The sequence below is a fragment of the Vibrio marisflavi CECT 7928 genome, assembly GCF_921294215.1.
GTDB classification, from domain to species: Bacteria; Pseudomonadota; Gammaproteobacteria; order Enterobacterales; family Vibrionaceae; genus Vibrio; species Vibrio marisflavi.
The window spans coordinates 873,293-892,869 of the sequence record NZ_CAKLDM010000002.1; the positions used below are offsets into that span (position 1 = coordinate 873,293).

18 protein-coding genes are annotated in these 19,577 nt (G+C 40.9%); 12 read left to right on the forward strand and 6 right to left on the reverse strand.

Annotated features, from left to right (window positions below; all coding sequences use genetic code 11):
- The 5 genes from L7A31_RS10755 to L7A31_RS10775 all read left to right on the forward strand — a co-directional run bounded on the left by L7A31_RS10755 (position 1) and on the right by L7A31_RS10775 (position 4,455).
- Entirely contained in the window at positions 1 to 837 is an 837-nt protein-coding gene (locus tag L7A31_RS10755; RefSeq protein WP_237361513.1) for a beta-keto acid cleavage family enzyme, read from the forward strand.
- Positions 838 to 1,321: 484 nt separating this feature from the next.
- Positions 1,322 to 2,569: a cytochrome-c peroxidase gene (locus tag L7A31_RS10760; protein WP_237361514.1), complete on the forward strand. Its 1,248-nt coding sequence runs from the start codon at positions 1,322 to 1,324 to the stop codon at positions 2,567 to 2,569.
- Between the two features lie 240 nt (positions 2,570 to 2,809).
- Positions 2,810 to 3,136: a hypothetical protein gene (locus L7A31_RS10765; protein ID WP_237361515.1), complete on the forward strand. Its 327-nt coding sequence runs from the start codon at positions 2,810 to 2,812 to the stop codon at positions 3,134 to 3,136.
- Positions 3,137 to 3,156: 20 nt separating this feature from the next.
- On the forward strand, positions 3,157 to 3,354 hold the full coding sequence (locus tag L7A31_RS10770; RefSeq protein ID WP_237361516.1) for a hypothetical protein: 198 nt from the start codon (positions 3,157 to 3,159) through the stop codon (positions 3,352 to 3,354).
- Positions 3,355 to 3,636: 282 nt separating this feature from the next.
- Complete coding sequence (locus L7A31_RS10775) at positions 3,637 to 4,455, forward strand: DsbA family protein (RefSeq protein WP_237361517.1); 819 nt, start codon at positions 3,637 to 3,639, stop codon at positions 4,453 to 4,455.
- Between the two features lie 29 nt (positions 4,456 to 4,484).
- On the opposite strand, the gene L7A31_RS10780 is transcribed toward L7A31_RS10775, so the two are convergent.
- Positions 4,485 to 5,357 (reverse strand): helix-turn-helix domain-containing protein, encoded by an 873-nt coding sequence (locus L7A31_RS10780; RefSeq protein ID WP_237361518.1) that lies wholly within the window; start codon positions 5,355 to 5,357, stop codon positions 4,485 to 4,487.
- Positions 5,358 to 5,486: 129 nt separating this feature from the next.
- On the opposite strand from L7A31_RS10780, the gene L7A31_RS10785 reads away from it, so the two are divergent.
- Together L7A31_RS10785 and L7A31_RS10790 are read left to right on the forward strand one after the other, a co-directional pair.
- Complete coding sequence (locus L7A31_RS10785) at positions 5,487 to 6,452, forward strand: phytanoyl-CoA dioxygenase family protein (RefSeq protein ID WP_237361519.1); 966 nt, start codon at positions 5,487 to 5,489, stop codon at positions 6,450 to 6,452.
- 273 nt (positions 6,453 to 6,725) lie between these two features.
- Positions 6,726 to 7,295: a DUF2850 domain-containing protein gene (locus L7A31_RS10790; protein ID WP_237361520.1), complete on the forward strand. Its 570-nt coding sequence runs from the start codon at positions 6,726 to 6,728 to the stop codon at positions 7,293 to 7,295.
- A 112-nt stretch (positions 7,296 to 7,407) separates the two neighbouring features.
- Here the strand turns inward: L7A31_RS10790 and L7A31_RS10795 are convergent, their stop codons facing one another.
- Both L7A31_RS10795 and L7A31_RS10800 read right to left on the reverse strand, forming a co-directional pair.
- Positions 7,408 to 8,241, reverse strand: coding sequence for a substrate-binding periplasmic protein (locus L7A31_RS10795; protein ID WP_237361521.1), 834 nt, complete (start codon positions 8,239 to 8,241; stop codon positions 7,408 to 7,410).
- 175 nt (positions 8,242 to 8,416) lie between these two features.
- Positions 8,417 to 9,397, reverse strand: coding sequence for an ABC transporter substrate-binding protein (locus L7A31_RS10800; protein ID WP_237361522.1), 981 nt, complete (start codon positions 9,395 to 9,397; stop codon positions 8,417 to 8,419).
- A 198-nt stretch (positions 9,398 to 9,595) separates the two neighbouring features.
- Here L7A31_RS10800 and L7A31_RS10805 point away from each other — a divergent pair, with 198 nt between their 5' ends.
- Positions 9,596 to 10,732, forward strand: coding sequence for a glycerate kinase (locus L7A31_RS10805; protein ID WP_237361523.1), 1,137 nt, complete (start codon positions 9,596 to 9,598; stop codon positions 10,730 to 10,732).
- 92 nt (positions 10,733 to 10,824) lie between these two features.
- Positions 10,825 to 11,244, forward strand: a complete 420-nt coding sequence (locus L7A31_RS10810) for a GNAT family N-acetyltransferase (protein WP_237361524.1) — start codon at positions 10,825 to 10,827, stop codon at positions 11,242 to 11,244.
- Positions 11,245 to 11,371: 127 nt separating this feature from the next.
- Here the strand turns inward: L7A31_RS10810 and L7A31_RS10815 are convergent, their stop codons facing one another.
- Both L7A31_RS10815 and L7A31_RS10820 read right to left on the reverse strand, forming a co-directional pair.
- Entirely contained in the window at positions 11,372 to 11,710 is a 339-nt protein-coding gene (locus L7A31_RS10815; protein ID WP_237361525.1) for an ATPase, read from the reverse strand.
- A gap of 123 nt (positions 11,711 to 11,833) precedes the next feature.
- A complete protein-coding gene (locus L7A31_RS10820) occupies positions 11,834 to 13,495 on the reverse strand; it encodes a S8 family serine peptidase (protein ID WP_237361526.1) in 1,662 nt (553 codons plus the stop codon).
- 575 nt (positions 13,496 to 14,070) lie between these two features.
- Here L7A31_RS10820 and L7A31_RS10825 point away from each other — a divergent pair.
- Entirely contained in the window at positions 14,071 to 14,664 is a 594-nt protein-coding gene (locus L7A31_RS10825; protein WP_237361527.1) for a LytS/YhcK type 5TM receptor domain-containing protein, read from the forward strand.
- 19 nt (positions 14,665 to 14,683) lie between these two features.
- Positions 14,684 to 17,707, forward strand: coding sequence for a hybrid sensor histidine kinase/response regulator (locus L7A31_RS10830; RefSeq protein ID WP_237361528.1), 3,024 nt, complete (start codon positions 14,684 to 14,686; stop codon positions 17,705 to 17,707).
- Positions 17,708 to 17,776: 69 nt separating this feature from the next.
- On the opposite strand, the gene L7A31_RS10835 is transcribed toward L7A31_RS10830, so the two are convergent.
- Positions 17,777 to 18,685, reverse strand: a complete 909-nt coding sequence (locus L7A31_RS10835) for a LysR family transcriptional regulator (protein WP_237363548.1) — start codon at positions 18,683 to 18,685, stop codon at positions 17,777 to 17,779.
- A gap of 158 nt (positions 18,686 to 18,843) precedes the next feature.
- Here L7A31_RS10835 and L7A31_RS10840 point away from each other — a divergent pair, with 158 nt between their 5' ends.
- A complete protein-coding gene (locus L7A31_RS10840; protein WP_237361529.1) occupies positions 18,844 to 19,563 on the forward strand; it encodes an SDR family oxidoreductase in 720 nt (239 codons plus the stop codon).
- Positions 19,564 to 19,577: the final 14 nt, after the last annotated feature.

Consider the following 19,577-nt stretch of genomic DNA (forward strand, 5'->3'; position numbering starts at 1 on the left):
ATGTCCAATAAAGTCGCGATTATAGTTGCTCCAAATGGAGCAAGGAAACAAAAAACTGACCACAAAAGCATACCGATCTCGATACAAGAAATTGTCGATGACGTAAAAGAATGCCGTAAAGCAGGAGCGATCATGGCGCATGTGCATGCGCGAAATTCTGAAGGGCAACACAGCCTTGAAATTGATGACAACTTGAAATTATTGGAGGCTTTAGAATCAAAGTTGGGTGATAGTATTATTATCCAGTTAACTACTGAAGCGATTGAGCGCTATACTCCCAGCCAACAAATGCAGCTTATAAGAGAAGTAAAGCCACCAGCTGCATCGTTTGCACTACGTGAATTATTGCCATCCCCCACCGTATCCTCCCAAACGATAGATTTTTTTCATTGGGTGGCTGAGCAAAATATACTTGCACAATACATTTTGTATAACCAGGAAGATGTAGAGCGTTATTCTAAGTTATGTCGGAGCAATATGTTACCGAAAAAAGGGCGACATGCACTATTTGTATTAGGTAGTTATAGAAATAATTCTATCAATTACCCTAAAGATTTACTTCCATTTCTATATGATGAATTTATTACCACGGAGCATTGGGGAGCATGTGCATTTGGAGAAAATGAATTCAATTGTTTGTCTGCAGTGATGTTGCTAGGGGGAGATATTCGCGTTGGTTTCGAAAATAATCATTGTACGAGTAGCGGAAACCTAGCTTTAAGCAATGCAACCCAAGTGGAATATATTGTAAAGAGAGCATGTAAATCTGGTGTTTCGCTTTATGGTGCAAATGAATACAAACGTTGTTTGATGCGAATTGAAGGGGAGAGTTCTTAATGAATGTGGTGGTATCTAATTGAATATTAATGATATTATCATATTGACTGTTGATGATAACTGTATGTGTCGGGTAACTGCAAAATTTATTCCATAAGCTTTTTTACTCTTTAATATTTAATGATGACCTGTAAAATAATTAACCTTTATAAAATTGTGTGAATAAATAATGTTATTTTCTATTGTTAACTATAGACTTGTTGAGGAGTAATAACTCTAACTGAGATATTTTATATGGCCAAATTTTTACAATGTCAATTTTTGTAATTTTTTTATATTCAAATAAATTATCTACTTACGGATAATATTAGAGTTGTGTAAATGTTTTTGTGAAGTTGATCTTTATTCCACGAAACTAACAAAACTCTATTTTATCAATTTCTATTCTGTTTATTTAATAAAATTAGTATTGAGTGTTATTAACATATTTTTTGTCTTCACTGCTAATCATGTTTAGTAATTCTCTAATAAATAGGAAGAAATTATGAAGATTATAAATACGGACATTAATATATGTCAGATGGGCTTAGTGGTTCTTTTAATTGTCCTTTTTCCATTGAATGCTATTGCTGAAGGTGGAGATAGGGACAATAAAAAGAAAAAGCATAGGCACAAAAATAAAATGCAAGTCGAGCAACCAGTTGATGATGGTGGTGACGATGGGGATCCTGTTGTAGATGATGGAGGTGATGACCCTGTAGACCCAGTCGATCCTGTGCTCACATTGGCTGAGCTAGGAGAAGCGATTTATAAAGATACAAACCTTTCCAACCCTCCGGGGCAATCTTGTGAAAGTTGTCATACCGCGAGTGCTGGGTTTGCCGATCCGGATTCCGATATAGCGACTTCCGAAGGTGCTATTGCTGGTGTATTTGGTAGTCGAAATTCGCCAACTGCTTCATATGCGCAGCACATTCCAGCCTTCCGGGCTCGTGTTAATGGTCCAGGTTTTGTTGGTGGTTTATTCTGGGATGGTCGAGTGAATACGTTAGAGGAGCAAGCTGCAGGACCTTTCTTAAACCCACTAGAGATGAATAATGCCGATGAACAAGAAGTTGTATTGAAGCTGAGCCAAGCTGAATATGCTACTTCGTTCGAAGCCATATTTGGGGCTGGTGTGTTTAATGACATCGAGCTTGCTTATCTAAGTATGACTGAAGCTATTGCTGAATTTGAGCGAACTGATGAATTCTCTCCATTTAGCTCGAAGTTTGACGCGGTGATAGCAGGTTCAGATACATTTACGGAGCAGGAACAAAATGGATTTAATTTGTTTGTTGGTGACGGTCAGTGCTCTCGTTGCCATGCAATCAACCAAAATCCAAACCTTTTCACCAACTTTAGGTACTTTAACATCGGGGTTCCAGCTAACCCAGATAACCCATTTCTTACTTTAGATTCAACGCTTAACCCTGACGGTGCTGCGTTTGTGGATCTTGGACTGGGCGCAGTACTGAATGATGATGCAGAAAACGGCAAGTTTAGGGTTCCGACGCTTAGAAACGTTGGATTGACAGCACCTTATATGCACAACGGTGTGTTTGCAACACTGAACGAAGTTGTTGATTTCTACAATACCCGAGACGTTAATAATGTAGTTCCTGAGCTCGATGAGAACGTTAACAACGGAGGTAATATAGGTAACTTGGGTCTAAGCGATGATGAAGTGACCGATATAGTGGCGTTTTTGCACACTTTATCCGATGACCTTCCAGCTGAAACGGATCAGTAACGGAGTTTTCTCTAGCTTTTTCTCAACTCATATACTCATGTTTGAAATACAGTTTCTAATTAGTGAGTTTCAGAGAAGGCTAGAGAGCTCAATAGCTTATATAGCTTATGTTTAAACGAAGACGTTTTGTTATTACGCTGAGCTTTGATATGAGCTTAATGTGTATGAAACTGGTTTGTTAAGTGCTCAAAGTTATACTAGGTTTATAGGGATAATAAACAAACATCAGTTGGATTCAATATGCTTCAAATTAATTATAGAGATATAGACTTACAACAACTATACGCACATATCGGCTGGCTCAAAAATAAAGGAGAGCACTACGTTGCTGAACTTGAAGTTAAGGGTAAAAAGCTAACCCTCAAAACCATACCTGAACTTGATGAAGGTTACCTTAAAGAAGAACACAGCCAATTTTCACAGACGCTATCGATGAATACTTATACTAGCTTTCCAGTCCTATCTACGGCGACTGATTTGCAGAAGAATGTTGAAAGTATTGTTGAGGAGTTGGTCAGCAACCTAAATGATGCGCTGCTTTCCAAAATGGGGTCTCCAATGTCGTGAATATTGAAGGAGGCATCCTTATGTCTCAAGCTGAATTCGAACAAATGAAAGAAGATTTGGCAAAGTTGGTTGAAAAGTTTAACCAGCTTTCACCACACCAATGCAATGTTGAAGATGAGATAGAGTTGATCTGCCAAGATATGATGTTTATAGAAGGCAATTTGCGACAATATTTTATCAGTCAAACTTGCTTGTCAGCGCGCCGAAAGATCAAATGAGCACCATTCATGGACAAGGCCATCGTTGACAAGAACTGCAATCATCGAATGGTAATTGTGTTTTAGGTTGAAACATTCAACATTGTCGTTGGGAGTGTAGTATTCATGTGGGTTATATTTCTTGGGCCTATTATGTTTGATGCTTGCGAAATAGGTAGTGAAAGATACCCGTTTATGTAAATTTACTGTCATGACAGCAAAATTAGTGAACTTTTATGGTAGAAGGGGTCTGAAACAAAACTTTTGTTGAACCTTTGTAGAACCCAAACCTTAAGACGAGCTATGAAAAAAACAGCCATATTTACAGCACTAGCAACTATCGCACTTGCTGGTTGTAGTGCACAAAGCACCGATTTTTCAACAGCGCAAAAAGCGCAAATCGAAAAAATTGCTAGCCAATATATTATTCAGCACCCAGAAGTGTTAATTAAGGCATCTGAAACATATAAGAAACAACAAATCGCAGAGCAAAATAATCAAGCGATCCAAGCTGTGGTTCAGCACGCTAAGCAACTAGTTGATAACCCTAAAACACCAGCTGTAGGCCCGAAAGACGCTAAAGTAAATGTGATTGAGTTCTTTGACTACCAATGCATCTTCTGTTCTAAAATTTCTCCAGTAGTTAGAGAATTGCAAAAAGATAACCCAGACGTTCGCTTTGTATACAAAGAAACACCAATCTTTGGTATGCGTTGGGAAGCTTCTCGTTACGCTGCAGATATGGGTAACTGGATCTACGCGAAGAAAGGTAGCGAAGCGTACAACACTTACCACAATGCTGTTTTTGAAAGTGGCCAAGTTGAAGGCAAGCTAACTAAGAAAGAAATAGACAAAGCGGCGAAAGAAGCAGGCGTAGATGTAAGCAAGTTCAAAGCGGACAACAGCTACATGGACAACCTACAACTATTTGGTGAACTGTCTTTCCGTGGAACTCCAGCGCTAATCGTAATGCCAAGCGAAGGAGCGAACAAAGACAACGTTAAGATCATCCGTGGTTATGATCCAGCAGGCCTTAAAGCAGCGATTGAGAGCGTGAAAGCAGAGACTGCTGCTCCAGCAACTGCAGCTAAAGCGCCAGCGAAGACAGCAACGAAATCTTAATTCTGCTTCAAGCGCCTAGGTTCACTGATCTAGGCGCTTTTACGTTGATAGCGCTTACGAAATTCTTTTGGTGTCGTTTGCTTATTTTTTCTAAATAAGCGGTTGAAGTTGGATAGGTTTTGAAATCCAGCTCTATTGGACAAAATTGCGATTGATAAGTCTGTGCTAATCAACAATGAACAAGCCCTCGCCAACCTAACATCTATTAAGTATTGACTAACACTTTGCCCCATTAAACGGTGGAAGAAGCGATTCAATGTGCTTTCACTCATTCCAACATGCTGTGCTATCTGACTTAACAAAATAGTGGAAGTGTAATTGTCGTGGATGAACTCTAGTGCTTTATTGAGCTGTTGTTGTTGTCTTTTCTCGGAATTTAAACGCGCTTTCGAGTGATTGATGTTCATGCTGCGAATATCCTCGCAAACCATCAAGCGTTCTAAGATCTGCAGAAATAGTGTGAGCCTTCTAGCTGCTGGTGATTGATCTAACTCCGAAAACAGTGGGGACAGCTCTTTCGCGAGTGTTTTTGAGAATTGAACCCCTTGATGAGCCAGTTGTGCAAGAGCAGAAACTTGACTGTACTCAGGGAAAGTGTGTGAAAGTTTCTCTACCCACTGACCATCGAACCATAGCACGTACACTTTATGCGGTTTGTCTTCATTGACCTTGGACTTTGAGTGCCAAGTATGAGGAATGTTTGGACCAAGAAGAGTCAAATCCCAATCACAATATAAATCAATGCAGTTGTCTATATAACGTTCGCCGTGACTGTTGAGTGTTAGTGTGAGTTCGTACTCTGGATGAAAATGCCATTCAAAAGGTATTTCATCTAGCTCACGTATTAGTAGTCTCCAAGAGCATGATTCGTCATAGACTATTTTTTCGAATTGAGCTTTCATTTAATACTAATCAAACAAAATGATAGAAATATTTGACTAAATAATATTACTATTTACTCGGATTTCATCACCTTTATTTTGCTGTGTTGTCAAAATGTGAAAGAACAACAAGAAACGGAGAAAGGTCAGATGAAAAACAAGTACGGATTTGGCGACAATGCACCGGGTAATAACAGCGTATCAAACTTGCATGATGTTCAGTTGCGAGATATCAAGAAGCGTCTACCACTTAATAAGCTTACCGCCGATCAATTCGAGTTTTGGCAGAAAAACGGCTATGTCGTTATTAAAGGAGTCATATCTACAGAGCAGGTAGACAAAACAAAGCAGTTCTTGTGGGAGTTTCAAGAAATGTCTCCGAATGACTCTTCCACTTGGTATCAAGAGCAGCGTAAAGATCATCAAATGGTCGAGTTAAACAACTCTGGAATGGTCGAGTGCTATCACAATCAAGTACTTTGGGACAACAGGCAAAATCCTGATATTTACAATGCTTTCGTAGATATTTGGGATAGAGAAGATTTGTGGGTAACTATTGATAGAGCAAACCTCAATCCGCCAAATAAGAAAAACCGAACATTCGATGGCTTTGTTCATTGGGATGCCGATTCCTCTCTCACTCCACTACCTGTAAATGTACAAGGTGTACTGGCGTTGACGGATACTGATGAAGAGACGGGTGGCTTTCAGTGTGTACCAAAATTGTATCGTGAGCTAGAATCATGGCGCGAAACACAACCTATAGATAGAGACCCGTTTGTGCCCGATTTAACTGGGTTTGATGTTGAATTTGTTCCATTGCAAGCTGGAGATCTTTTAATTTTTAACAGCCTTCTACCTCATGGCATTCGCCCAAACCATTCCGAACGAGTGCGTATGGCACAATACATATCGATGGTGCCTGCAGAAGAAGCGAATGAAGACATACGCCGATGGAGAGTGAAATCATGGTTAGAGAGTTTGCCTCCAGAAGGTTTCGCGTTTCCCGGTGATCCGAGAAATTGGGAAAACACACGCTATCCGAAAGCCGAGCTATCAGGTTTAGGACTGAAGTTATTAGGGCAGCAAAGCTGGATAAACGAATTGGTGACTTAACGATCAATTTCTGTTTGGTTATATATGTCGACTATGACGGTGCAATTAATCACTCCTACATTACTCACTTATACAATACATAGGTGAGTAATTATAATGTCCAATTATTTATATTGTTGGTAACAATCACTCAGGTATATGGAATATATTTTGTTACCAACTTATAGTGGCCTCGCGTGCAAAAAATTATTATGCGTATTTACTACTGTTTAACGTAATGTATTATTTCCGATAATGTTACTTTGAAACATTTGTCATTATTAACGGAGTAATATGCAATATCAAAATCGCTTGCCTAGGTTCGTAATGAACAAGAAAAAAGGCTTAACAACGATAACTATGTTAAAAGTTACACTGGTATTCTTGTTAATTGTCTTAGCTGGAGTGGTTATCGCAATTGGCACTCATTTAGGAAGCAATAAAAAAACAGGAAAAGCAGATCTATTTGGTGCCTGGATTGAAGTCGGTGCACCAAAATACAACACTGACACATATGTTATAAATGGTTCAGGAGTGTATAAAAACTCTCGATTGTTAACGACAAACTATCAATTCGACGGTACAGAATTGATAGTTGAAACGGGAGGAGGGCGCTATGTTTATGTTTTTGAGCGCAATGACTCCCCTCAACTTAAGCGGACACATCCTAGGTTGCCCCAACAGCAACTAGTTAAGAAGGGCTACGAGCATACCGTCGATATGGAAGGTAATAGCTATATGCGCAAAGAAGAAGTAAGCCATTACTTTAAAACCAAGCAAGTGGATGCGCCAGTGAATTTGCACCGTCATATCGTGAAGTCTGACTCTGATGATGGCTCATCAGACAATGTAGAAACGAATTAGAAACAGCTTCGTTTAACTATTCAATCGAACTGATATTAATAATGCGCAGCAGAAAGTAGGTAGAAGTTTTCTGCTGCTTTGCGATTGCTTCGTAGATGAGCCAATTTGTTGTCTAGCAATTTCGCCCACATGTTGGCAGGTACGAGCGCATGATTTTCTCGATGGTGCCATTTGCGCCCAAAATTATTACGGCTTGATTGATTTTGGTCACTAGCTCATAAGCCCGTGGAGATGTTTTAGCGATGAAAATGTGGAAACCCGCTGCTGGAGAGTCCGCTATAGGTGTATATTTTACGTTGTCGGGAATAAGGCTTTTACCTATGGCTTGAAACCCATAGGGAATCGCGGCTGACTCCAATAGTAAATCACATCGTCCAGCAGATACTTTTTTCATAGCCTGATCTAAATTTACTGCACGTGTATCAATATTGCTTGGATCTAATATCTGATAACGATCGTAGTTATACCCCAATATTCCGCATAGGTTATATTTTTTGATGTCATCAAAAGTCTGCAAGCTCAAGCCTTCAGGGAAACGGTCTGTCGAATACCAAACACCAGCACGGTTAAAATAGATTGGGGCGGTTAAGTAGTACTTTTCAGCGCGTTCTTTATTGAATGTTCCATCCATAAACATTTCAAACTTGTGGTTGGAACCAAATTTGTCTACCTCTAACAAGCAGCGTTTCCAAGGATAAAGGGATACATCGAATTCAATATCTGTAATTTTGGTGATAGCAGTGAGGACATCAACCATCGCACCGGTAAGTTTTTGTTTGTTGACCTGACCGTCTACACGTTCCCAATAGGTATATGGCGGCCATTCTGCTATGTCATCACACACATTAACTTTTTCGCTGCTTGAAGTTGCGGCGTAAGCCGTTGTTGTGGATAGAAGTGCTATCACAAGCGAAAATCTGACTGTTCGCAAGAGGTTACATTTCATAAATAGTCCTTTATCTAGGAAAGCTAATGTGAGCGTATGCATTAAAGGTAGAAGTAGATGTTGACAAATTAAAGAGAACGCAAAAAAACTGCAAAAGAAAATAGAATAAATACTCATATATCATATATTTATGAGTTTCTTATGGCAGCGTGTGATAACTGAAGTTAGGCTAAAGCTACTCTACCAAAGTAGCTTTTTTTTCTAGACTCTCTGGCAAAGAAATATTCCATTTTTTCATCTGAGTTTTGCTAAATAATAGCTTTCCCTCTTCCGCTGTTTTTGGAAATGTCACCGAAAACTTGCCTTGTTTAAGGCCTTTTAGCGCAAGTTTTGCGGCAGCCTCTCCTTGGTAATAGCCATATAGAACCAAACCACCGATTGTTTTATTTGCTCCAACGGAAAAAGACCAAAACCCAAATGGTGGAACAGATGCATTGTTAGATGTCCAAGTAATGACTTGCTCTGCAGGTACAGGTTTATTGGCTTCTTTAATGGTTTGATATAGGCCAACAATAATTGCGTCGTAACCATTGTCTTTTGCGCTCGATACGGCTTGTTTCCACTCTTTCCATGCGCCAATGGTTTTGACGGTAATATCTACACCAGAGAGGCGGAACTGATGCTTTCCGCCCATATTTTCGACAGTAGCGTAAGATGTTGTACCGTCATCAAGTAGTACTAATATTTTTTTTGGGGCGGGCTTGAGTATGCTTGAAAGCGTAACTAACGAGCGCTTTAGTAATGGCCGCTCGATGACACCGGTTATATTTTTGCTCTTTAGGGAAATGTAGTTTCTTGGGCTACCGTTTATTCCCAAGTAAACAACGAGTGTTGGCTCCGACTCGAACCTTTTACCTAGTAGTTTTAACGCGTTGTCATCTGCGAGGATGACTAGACTAGGCTTTACTTGTTTGTACTTAGCCCATGCGGCTTCTGCTCTATTAGCATACTCAGATTTAGCAACGCGTTTCGTGTCCATATAGAAGTTAACGATGTTGTATTGGTCGCCAATGACTTTTTCAATTCCACGGTTAAAGTCTTTGTCCCAAGCGTATTCAGCGTGGTAGCTTTCGATGACCAAAATCGTCTCTTTTGCAAAAGCCGAAGTAGCACAGAATGAAACAAATAAAATAGATAGGATAGTACGTACAGTCATAGTTATCACCTTCCTTGGTTAAATAACTATACAAAGTGTAGGGTCTAGTGTTGGTCTGTCAAATCGGTGAAAGCTAGTTAATATATTTCGAAAAGTTTGTATTATTGATTTATCAACGATGTTGTTCTGTGATTGAGTTTGAGCACAATATCAGTAAATAAAGAACCTTAGTCGCGGCTTTGTTATGGATAACCCGTTATGAAAATAGTGATAGCACCGGATTCATTTAAAGAGTCTCTCACAGCAAAGCAAGCATGTGAGTGTATTGAAATTGGGTTTAGTGAGGTTTTTCCTCAAGCAGAATATGTTCACTTGCCACTCGCCGATGGTGGGGAAGGGACAGTCGATGTTCTTTTGCAGGGACTAAAAGGCGAAATTAAACAGTCGAGAGTGATGGGACCATTAAATGAGCCTGTGTTAGCAAGTTGGGCGTTACTAGATGAGGGGAAAACGGCTCTCATTGAAATAGCATCGGCTTCTGGCTTAGATCTCCTAGAGCCATCTCAACGCGATCCAGCCATAGCTACAACATATGGAACAGGTGAATTAATCAGAGAAGCACTCGACTTTGGTGTGAGTAAAATATTGCTTGGTCTTGGTGGAAGTGCGACGAACGATGCTGGAGCAGGTATTGTACAAGCGCTGGGAGGGAAGTTGCTTGATGGTGACGGCAAGGAAATCGATAGAGGCGGAGCCGCCCTATCTAAACTAGCGACCATTGATTTATCCTCTGTTCACCCACGATGTAAGGAAGTGCATTTTATTGTAGCCTGCGATGTTTCTAACCCACTGGTCGGTGAAACAGGTGCGAGCTATGTGTTTGGCCCACAAAAAGGTGCGTCACCCAAGCTTGTCGAGAGTCTTGATAATGTCGTTCAACATTTCGCGAACATATCGTTGCTGACTTCTTCTATTGATCATTGTCACTCGGCAGGGTTTGGCGCGGCTGGTGGAACGCCATTAGGTTTGTCGCTGTTATTCAATATCACGATTCAACCTGGAATCGAGGTGGTTCTTGATTCTCTAAATGCAGATAACGTACTGCGAAATGCTGATTTGCTCATTACTGGTGAAGGGCAGATGGACAACCAAACGCTACAAGGAAAAACTCCCTTTGGCATAGCGCAAAGAGCAAAATCGCAAGGTATTCCCGTGATTGCTATTGCGGGCTGTATAGGGAAAGAAATAGAAGAGCTTTACAGTGTTATTGACGCTAGCTTTGGCACTGTTCGATCACCGCAAGATCTCAAACAAGTATTAGGTGAGGCTCGAGATAACGTTACTCGAACGGCTAGGAATATTGCGGCTTCGATAAAAATTGGCATGCAGCTTTGATGTAACTTATGGGTTAAGTTTTTTAAATTACAAAAGCCTAAGCGGGTTGCTGCGCACACTTTATTGCGACACTAGGTTTTATAAGGAAATGTATGGAAATTAAAGACTACAGTGAAGACTTATTGGTCGCGGTAAGTGAACTGTATTTGAGCGCTAGGGTTTCTACATTTACGTGGCTCGACACAAGTGGTTATCAGCTCTCAGACTTTAGCAGGGATACTGAAGGCGAACGAGTTCTGGTAGCTGTTGCTGGTGGTGAAGTTTTAGGGTTTATTGCAATCTGGGAACCAGAAAACTTTGTACATCACTTATATGTCTCCAAGACCCATCAAGGGAAAAATATTGGCACTCGATTGTTAGAAGATGCGAAGTCTTACTATGGAGTTTTAAGTCTAAAATGTATGGTGGAGAACGAAAGGGCGATTGAATTCTATGAATCAAATGGGTTCACCAAAGCTAAAAAAGGCGTCGATAGCTTGGGCGATTATTATCTCATGAAATTCAGAGCATAAGTCTAGTAAGAGGTATACTAAGGCGGCTCCCTAACGTTTAGCGATTGCAATTCGAATTGCTTTTAGTTCAAGTACTACGTGCTTGGATGAGTGTCAGATGAACCATTCTATACTTTTAGGAACACCATTACTTAGAATATAACTGCCTTATTGGTTCTGGTTCTACATAGTCGACATACTCACTCTCCTGAAGCCTTTCAACCTCACTTTGAGACCCAGATACAACCAACACTTGCAACTTTTCAATGCTATCGATGATGGTTAAATTTTGTGACACAACAAGATCTACGGCTCGCTGTTTGTTTCCATCATGATATTTCACGTAGAAACGTGTTGGATTTTCTTTCTCTTGAGTTAGGGGAGTATTTAGTGTTGGAAATTGAGGAGCTTGCGCGTGACTTGGGGTCGAGGCTGAGTAAGCAAAAAGGCTAGCCACGCTTAGTCCATAACAAAATCGTTTCTTCATATTTGCACCTGACAAAAATTAAAACATTCGACGCTCTAAAACACTGCTTCATCCCAACTGGAATCCACAGTGTGTTTATTGTTTTTGTTGAGCCCGTTCTAAAAGGTTAGCTAGCGTATCTCATTAGTTACAACCAGCAGTCAATCTATCCTTTGCGGCTAAAGCATCAACAATACCGTAGCCAGTATCCGTGTTACGAGTTGGGTAGTTGGACGCTGTAGATTGTAGGACTGAGCGCACTTGCTCTGCTGAACATGTTGGGTTGTAACTCCATACCAAAGCAGCTACGCCAGCAGCATGAGGTGAAGCCATTGAAGTACCGTTCATGTAAGCATAATCTTGGCCAGTTTTTGTTGAAACTGTTGCAGTGCTTCCTGCTAGTCCTTCAAGCTCAAGCCCCAGTTCTCGATCTACCGAGACTGATACGATCTCGTGGCTGTTGGAAGGGTCGAGTAGGAATGGGTTTTGTAACCCCGGACGAGAGCTATTACTGTATACGACAGCGGCTTTTGCTCCTGCGTTGTAACAAGCTTGAACGGCATCGCTCTCTGGGTATACACCACTACTTTGGTTCTCAGCTCGCTCAGTCACACAAATTTTGTCTGACATATCAGGGCAGCTATATTGACCTGAGGTTATACTACAAGTTGCGATTTGCCCTGTTACGGTTCCAGCCACAGGCGCTCCAACATATTGGTTGCCGCTAACGATAAGACGGTTGTGAGGGACTACGCCTCTGTCAAAGTAGTTTTTTCCACCCAGAGTAATATCAGATGTGACGCCTTCTCCTCGAGTGACGGTAGAAAGGATAGCTTCACCTGGAGCAGAAATTTCAACTTGACTATTTCGCTGCGAAAAGTTCGCATGTTGGTTGTTGCTATCTGTAGCGGCAACCGACATCACTGAGCTATAAGAGGCTGGATAGCTGTATGATGTAGTGCCGTCATTACCAGCAGCAGCTACCAACAATACACCTTGCTCATACAATGCCTTCATCGCTCTTCGCTCGGTAAAGCTGGCTTGAGAGCCGCCTAAACTCATATTGACGACATTTGCACCATTATCAGCGCAAGTTTGAATCGCGTTCACCAACGTTGAGGAATATCCCCAGCCTGAAGAATTAAACACTTTGACGATATGCAGGTTAGCTTGCCCACTTGGCATCACACCCTTCACACCAATCCCGTTTTCTAAGGCGGCAATAGTGCCTGCTACGTGTGTGCCATGAGTGTTATCACTACCGGGTTTATACCAATCACCTGTGCCACTGTCATTGGTGCCACTGACTGTATTTGAAGGTAAATCGCTGTGGCCAAGGTCGTAACCGGAATCAATGATACACACTGTTCGGTTCCCGGCGTTAGAGTCACTTACTAGCATGGCACTAACGTTTGTTAGGCCCCATGGTGTTGTCTCACTAAGTAAATAGCGGGGAGGGTCAACTTCTACATACTCTACTTGACCACTATTTTCTAAGTCAGCTAACTCACTCTCATCAATTTCAACACTGTAGGTTTCCTCTTTACCTACTTTTTCAATGCTGCGAGCTTTGACGTTTTGCAGTAAGGACTGTCGTAATTCACCTTGTGTTGCAAACACGCCGTTGACGGTTCGCATGAGTGGAGAAGGTAAATTCTCTTTAAACTTGACGATGTATTTCGTCGGCATGTCGGCTTCATTGAAACCGATTTTAGGGGTTGCATTTGCAATAGAAAACCCAGTCATAGCCACTGCGGCTGTTGAAAGGATCAACAAGCCTTTTATTTTATTTTTTGTATTGTTCATTCACTCTTTCCTTAATGAGCTTTTTATATTCGCATTCTAGCGATTGGGTTGGATAAATTACTCTAAATGAAAAATGAACGAACAAAGCTAAACAGCACAAACAACCCTGTCAACAGGTCTGACCTCACTTATCTTTGTTATTGGACAAGTGTCAATGAAATAAACAATTAATACAAATCTCATTTACATTAATTTAACGTCGTATTCTATCCATTGAATTTACATTTCATGCTTTGAACAACATTTTCTCGATTGGCTTCACGTATATTAGACAAAAGTGAAAATGTGATTCGATACATTACAAGTCATTTGCAATGAGAAAATAGCTAAAAATCATATATTAATGGATTTTTTAGAGTAAATGCTTTGGTTTTCCTCCTGGTAAAGAGATAGCGTTTTCCATGTAGGCTAACTCTGTAACTTAATGATTAAAATAGATTTTGTAACGTTAAGAAAAAGTAAAAAGTGTGCTTTTTGAGTTACCTGTCGTTAGGGTGGTTTTGATTATGGCCTATAGTTTATTTGTAACAGGAGGTGTCTAGTTTAGAGCGGGATTTCAAATATGGGGGAGCAAAATGAACAATCTCTTGGAGTTCGTCTTCAGTGCGATTTTGCTACTAGCACTGGTCAGTATCTATGAGTTTATTACCAGCTCGGTACAGTTTACATCCAAAAAACAAGAACAAGTATTGTCGGGGGTTGGAGTAGGGGCGATTACGATCATCCTTTTAAATAACCCTGTGAACGTTAGTGAAGGTATTTTCGTTGACTCTCGTTGGGTGTGGTTGAGTTGCTGTGCGATTTTCTTCAACTGGCGAATTGTTGTGATCGGAGGTGTAATCGCCGCGACGTATAGGTATGTACAGGGCGGAGCAGGTGCGTTTCCCGGTGTAATGACCGTCGTGGTCGCGATAGCGATTGGTTTCCTGTGGCGTTTGGCTCTTGTTAAATCTCAATGGAAATTTAAGTGGTACTTGCACTATATTTTCGCTGTTTCCTTAGAGGTCGCAATATTGGTCGTTTTATACACATTTATGCCCAACGAAAAGGGACCAATGGTTGTTTCTACGGTTATCGAGCCACTACTTATTGTGTTCCCTATCCTCAGTACCGTGCTATCTCTCTTGCTACAGCATCATTACCACAAAGGTATTGCAGCTTTTACATAAAGATTTTTAAGGAAGTGTGATGCAAATAAGACAATCAAGTAACAGAAGTTTTTTGCTATCCTTACTGGTCGCGGGCGGCTTTATCGCACTGGCATTTCATCAGGATAAAATCTATAACGATATACTGCATATAGAGCGACAGAAATATAATAGTCACTCCATCGTCAGTAATGTAAAGCATACCCTCCTAGACTTAAATAAACTAAATCAAGAGCATAGCTCAAATCAGCTTAGCCATTGGAGCTACCAAGACAACGATTTTGCAAACTTAAAAGAAGATAGCAAGTTCTGGGGGAACTACTCTGGATTTAAACAGCAAGAGTTGTCTCTGCTGCATTCGATATTAGAAGACGAGAAAAAGCTATTTAATAGTCTTCAATCTATTTCGCAAACAGATCCTTCTCAGTTCCAGCCTTTGATCAGTCGGCTCGATCGATTACTCCTTCAGGCCAACACGAATTTAGAGGGTCAAATTCAGCTTCAGATGGACAAAAAGGGCGATATGTATGAAAGGTTTAGCTGGTTGATACTTATTATCCTTATTGCCATTTTGACAGAATATATCTGGGGTAAACAGAAAGTTGTTGCGCCAATAGAAAAGTTAACAGAAACGGCCAACAAATTGGTTGAAGGTAATTATAAAGAGCGGGTAAAAATAGATAGTGATAATGAAGTGGGAGCACTCGCGCACGCCTTCAATAAAATGGCTACAGCTATTGAAAGTGAATTTGAAGAGCGGAGTAAGAATGCGTCGGAATTGCAAGAGTCGAAGGAAATTGCAGAGAAGGCTGCAAAGTCAAAATCCGAGTTTTTGGCGAATATGTCACACGAGATAAGAACGCCTATGAATGCCATTATTGGCATGTCTTATTTAGCCTTGGGTTCAAACTTAAACCCCAAGCAGCATGACTATGTGGAAAAGGTTCACTTGTCTGCCAAATCTCTGTTGGTAGTGATTAACGATATTTTAGACTTTTCCAAAATTGAAGCAGGTCATTTAGAGTTTGAAATTGCACCTTTTCGTCTAGATAGTGTGCTGGACAACTTATCTAACGTGTTAGCAACACAAGCTCAAGAAAAAGGCTTAGAACTGATATTTGAGATAGCCCCAGATGTGCCTCAGTCTTTAGTCGGCGACCCTTTTCGCCTTGGCCAAGTGCTAATCAACTTAGCAAGTAATGCGATAAAATTTACGCCTTCGGGAGAAGTAGTTGTAGGGGTGAGCGTACTGAAATCCGGTACTAAAGAGATAGAGCTGGAGTTCACAATCAAAGATACTGGCATTGGTATGACAGCTGAGCAAAGCGAAAGCTTGTTTCAACCCTTCACACAAGCTGATTTGTCTACCACTAGAAAGTACGGTGGTACGGGGCTAGGACTGACTATCTCAAAGAAATTAGTTGAGATGATGGATGGCAGAATTCGGGTGCAAAGTGAGCCAGCTCATGGCTGCAAAGTTTCATTCAACTGTCTATTCAAAGCAGATGAATCGTTGTCTCAAGTAGAATTAAGCAGAGAGCACCCACTTAAGGCACTTCATATGAAAGGCCTAAATGTTCTGGTTGTAGAACAGATAGACAGTACCAGAGATGCGTTGAAAAGAATATTGGAGTCAATGTCTTTTCGAGCCTACGGGGTGAGCTCAGGCAACGAGGTGATCAATGCTTTGCTGTCGCCACCAAATGGAATGGCTTTTGATTTAGTTATCCTAGATTGGAAAATTCCTGGGTTAGATAGCTCTGAGGTAGTTCGGAGTATTAAGTCCATGTCTAAGATTTCTACCGTGCCTATTGTTTTCTTGATTACAGAGCATGAAAGAGAGCAAGGCTTAAAACTGGCGGAAGAGATGAAAGTAGAACAAGTCATCACTAAACCATTCACTCCTTCAAAGGTGAAGCATTCAATTACAAACCTATTTGATGACGGAAGCAGTTCAAATCTGAGAGCGAAAGATGCCTATCGGATAGAAACTGAGAAGCTAAAAAGCTTACACGGTACGAAAGTATTGGTTGCAGAAGATAACCTGATTAATCAGAGCTTAGTTTATGACCTTTTGACCAAGGTTGGCATACAGGTGACACTGGTTGAGAATGGTGTGGAATGCCTTAACTGCCTTGAGAAAGAGGTATTTGACGCCGTTCTAATGGATATACAAATGCCTGAAATGGACGGCTATGAAACGACTGAGCGGATTAGACAGAGTGGGCAATGGTCCGATATTCCAATTATTGCCATGACTGCCAATGCGACCACAGTTGATAAAGAAAGATGTTTGAATGTTGGCATGGTCGATCACATCCCGAAACCATTAGAACCTGCCCACTTATTTTCTACTTTGCTTAAATGGGTGAAGAGAGACGACGAATATAAGTTTACTAGTGGGGAAGCGGCAGCTTATCCTCAAACAGACACAGTTTTTTCACAAGATCTCGACTATATAACTAGCATCGACAAAGAGCAGGGCTTAAGAAGTACGGTTGGGAGTTTAGCGACTCTAAAGAAACTGCTGCTGCAGTTTTATGAGCGAAATGCAAATGACGTGGTATCTATAAAGGAAAATTATCAAGCTGGTGATATAGAACGAGTGCAAGGTATTGCTCATTCCATGGTTGGTGTTGCAGGAGTCATTGGTGCGATGGGGCTTCATGCAGCTTCAAGGCAGCTAAATGATCTATTGAAATCTGAATATCACTCTGACAACAGTATTGCCCAGGCTGTACAAAACGTAGAGCAAGAACATACTCAGGTTATTGCCGACTTAAAATACCTTTTTCGAGATGTAAAGGAGGGTGGTGTTTCTGCTGGTCCCAAAACTATCGATTCCCATGCGGTGTTAGAGTATGTAGATGAAATCACTAAGTTAGTAGACGAAAAAGACCCGCTTGCATTAGAGAAAATCACGAACTTAATCAAGTTCTTGCCAGCACAACACCACATCGAATCGATGACGCGAACCAAGGACTTAATTAGTCATGCAGAATTTAAAACAGCGTCGGTACTGCTGAGTAATTTTAGAGATGTTTATCTTAAAGAAAATACTTGATAGGAAAGCTTGTATCCTTTGCTAGAACAAGCTTTCCCCATGTACTGATAGCGAGGCCCAAGCCACATACTACCGAAGCTTATTTTGAAAACGATCTACCCAATGTTTAGTGAAATCAATAAATGCTCTGAGCCGGAGAGGCTGGTATCGGTCTTTGTGATAAATAGCTGAGAAGTCTACGCTGGGGATTCCCCATTCAGAGAAAACGGGCTGCAGTTGATCTGTTTGAATCTCCTTTTCGCAATACAGTTCGGGAACGCGTATGATCCCATTGCCATTTACTGCACCTCGAATAAGGACGTGTCCATTTTTGCATTGTAAATGCCCGTCGATTTGAATATCTATTGTTTCATTCGATTCAATATGCTGGAAGCTCCATTTAGTCACTGAACCAGTCAAACAGTTGTGTTGGCTTAGTTCTTTTGGATGGGCAGGGTGACCATGTTGATCCAGATAGTCACGACTTGCCCAAGTACCCATTTTTATGTCCATTAATTTCCGAGCGACAAAGCTTGCGTCTTCCAACTTACCCATTCGAAATGCGATATCGAAGTCATCGCTGATTAAGTCTACACGGTGGCTGCTAAACTCCAAATCAATATTGATATCTGGATGTTGCTGAGCAAATTCAAAGGCAATTTGAGCAATAATTTGTTCACCTAGCGGGCCACCAACACTGTTAACTTTTATGTCACCTCGAATGTCGCTGATATCGTCTACTGTTGAAATAATGGCTTGATCTAATTGCTCCAAGGCCGATTCACACTGATGATAAAAACTGCTTCCAGCGGCGGTTAATTTCAGTGTTCTCGTTGTGCGAATGAGTAGTGTCACTCCCATTTGAGCTTCTAATTGACTCAGTTGCCGAGATACATGTGATCTAGAAACATTGAGTGCTTCGGCAGCTTTAGTAAAGTTTCCAAGTTTTGATATCAGTACAAATGTCCGGATATCCGAAAGCTGTACTTTGTTTAGCATCTTCATTGTTCATCTCACTAGGGTGTTTGATTGTTGCCATATAGCAACAGTGTTTTAACTAGATGACTATATATCAACAATCAGAGTTTATCTAATATAACCGCATCTCAGCAAACCATGGTGGTTTGATTGAAAACGGTTAAGTTAAGGGTAGAGAAATGAAAGAATTGATTGTTATTACAGGTGCGAGTTCAGGTATTGGTGAAGCTATTGCGAAAAGATTTAGTGAGCTTGGTCACCCATTATTGCTGATTGCACGTCGTGTTGAACGTTTAGAAGCACTGGACTTACCAAATACTCTATGTGAGAAGGTAGATGTAACAGACAGAGCAAGCTTTGAAGCAGCGATTGAAAAAGCAGAAGCAGTTTACGGTCCTGTTGGCGGTTTAGTTAATAACGCTGGTGTTATGCTGCTGGGTCAAATTGATACGCAAGATCCAATGGAATGGAAGCGTATGTTTGATGTAAACGTTCTTGGGCTACTTAACGGCATGCAGACAGTTCTTGCCCCGATGAAACAGCGCAATACAGGCACCATCATCAACATTAGCTCGATTGCTGGTAAGAAAACATTCCCAGATCATGCTGCATACTGTGGTACTAAATTCGCGGTACATGCGATATCGGAAAATGTGCGTGAAGAAGTCGCTAGCTCAAATGTACGTGTGACAACTATTGCACCAGGCGCAGTAGAAACTGAACTACTCTCGCATACTACGTCAGATCAGATCAAAGACGGGTACAACTCGTGGAAAGAAGACATGGGTGGCGTACTTGCAGCTGATGATATTGCGCGAGCTGTGGTATATGCATTCCAGCAACCACAAAACGTATGTATTCGTGAAATTGCGTTGGCACCAACTAAGCAACAGCCATAGAAATATATGATAAA

Bases quoted from the DNA above. Each gene is read 5' to 3' on its own strand.
- L7A31_RS10765 (WP_237361515.1), top strand. From the start codon at position 2,810: ATGCTTCAAATTAATTATAGAGATATAGACTTACAACAACTATACGCA.
- L7A31_RS10785 (WP_237361519.1), top strand. From the start codon at position 5,487: ATGAAAAACAAGTACGGATTTGGCGACAATGCACCGGGTAATAACAGC.
- L7A31_RS10795 (WP_237361521.1), bottom strand. From the start codon at position 8,241: ATGAAATGTAACCTCTTGCGAACAGTCAGATTTTCGCTTGTGATAGCA.
- L7A31_RS10800 (WP_237361522.1), bottom strand. From the start codon at position 9,397: ATGACTGTACGTACTATCCTATCTATTTTATTTGTTTCATTCTGTGCT.
- L7A31_RS10810 (WP_237361524.1), top strand. From the start codon at position 10,825: ATGGAAATTAAAGACTACAGTGAAGACTTATTGGTCGCGGTAAGTGAA.
- L7A31_RS10755 (WP_237361513.1), top strand. From the start codon at position 1: ATGTCCAATAAAGTCGCGATTATAGTTGCTCCAAATGGAGCAAGGAAA.
- L7A31_RS10775 (WP_237361517.1), top strand. From the start codon at position 3,637: ATGAAAAAAACAGCCATATTTACAGCACTAGCAACTATCGCACTTGCT.
- L7A31_RS10805 (WP_237361523.1), top strand. From the start codon at position 9,596: ATGAAAATAGTGATAGCACCGGATTCATTTAAAGAGTCTCTCACAGCA.
- L7A31_RS10830 (WP_237361528.1), top strand. From the start codon at position 14,684: ATGCAAATAAGACAATCAAGTAACAGAAGTTTTTTGCTATCCTTACTG.
- L7A31_RS10760 (WP_237361514.1), top strand. From the start codon at position 1,322: ATGAAGATTATAAATACGGACATTAATATATGTCAGATGGGCTTAGTG.
- L7A31_RS10770 (WP_237361516.1), top strand. From the start codon at position 3,157: ATGTCTCAAGCTGAATTCGAACAAATGAAAGAAGATTTGGCAAAGTTG.
- L7A31_RS10820 (WP_237361526.1), bottom strand. From the start codon at position 13,495: ATGAACAATACAAAAAATAAAATAAAAGGCTTGTTGATCCTTTCAACA.
- L7A31_RS10815 (WP_237361525.1), bottom strand. From the start codon at position 11,710: ATGAAGAAACGATTTTGTTATGGACTAAGCGTGGCTAGCCTTTTTGCT.
- L7A31_RS10825 (WP_237361527.1), top strand. From the start codon at position 14,071: ATGAACAATCTCTTGGAGTTCGTCTTCAGTGCGATTTTGCTACTAGCA.
- L7A31_RS10790 (WP_237361520.1), top strand. From the start codon at position 6,726: ATGCAATATCAAAATCGCTTGCCTAGGTTCGTAATGAACAAGAAAAAA.
- L7A31_RS10780 (WP_237361518.1), bottom strand. From the start codon at position 5,357: ATGAAAGCTCAATTCGAAAAAATAGTCTATGACGAATCATGCTCTTGG.
- L7A31_RS10840 (WP_237361529.1), top strand. From the start codon at position 18,844: ATGAAAGAATTGATTGTTATTACAGGTGCGAGTTCAGGTATTGGTGAA.
- L7A31_RS10835 (WP_237363548.1), bottom strand. From the start codon at position 18,685: ATGCTAAACAAAGTACAGCTTTCGGATATCCGGACATTTGTACTGATA.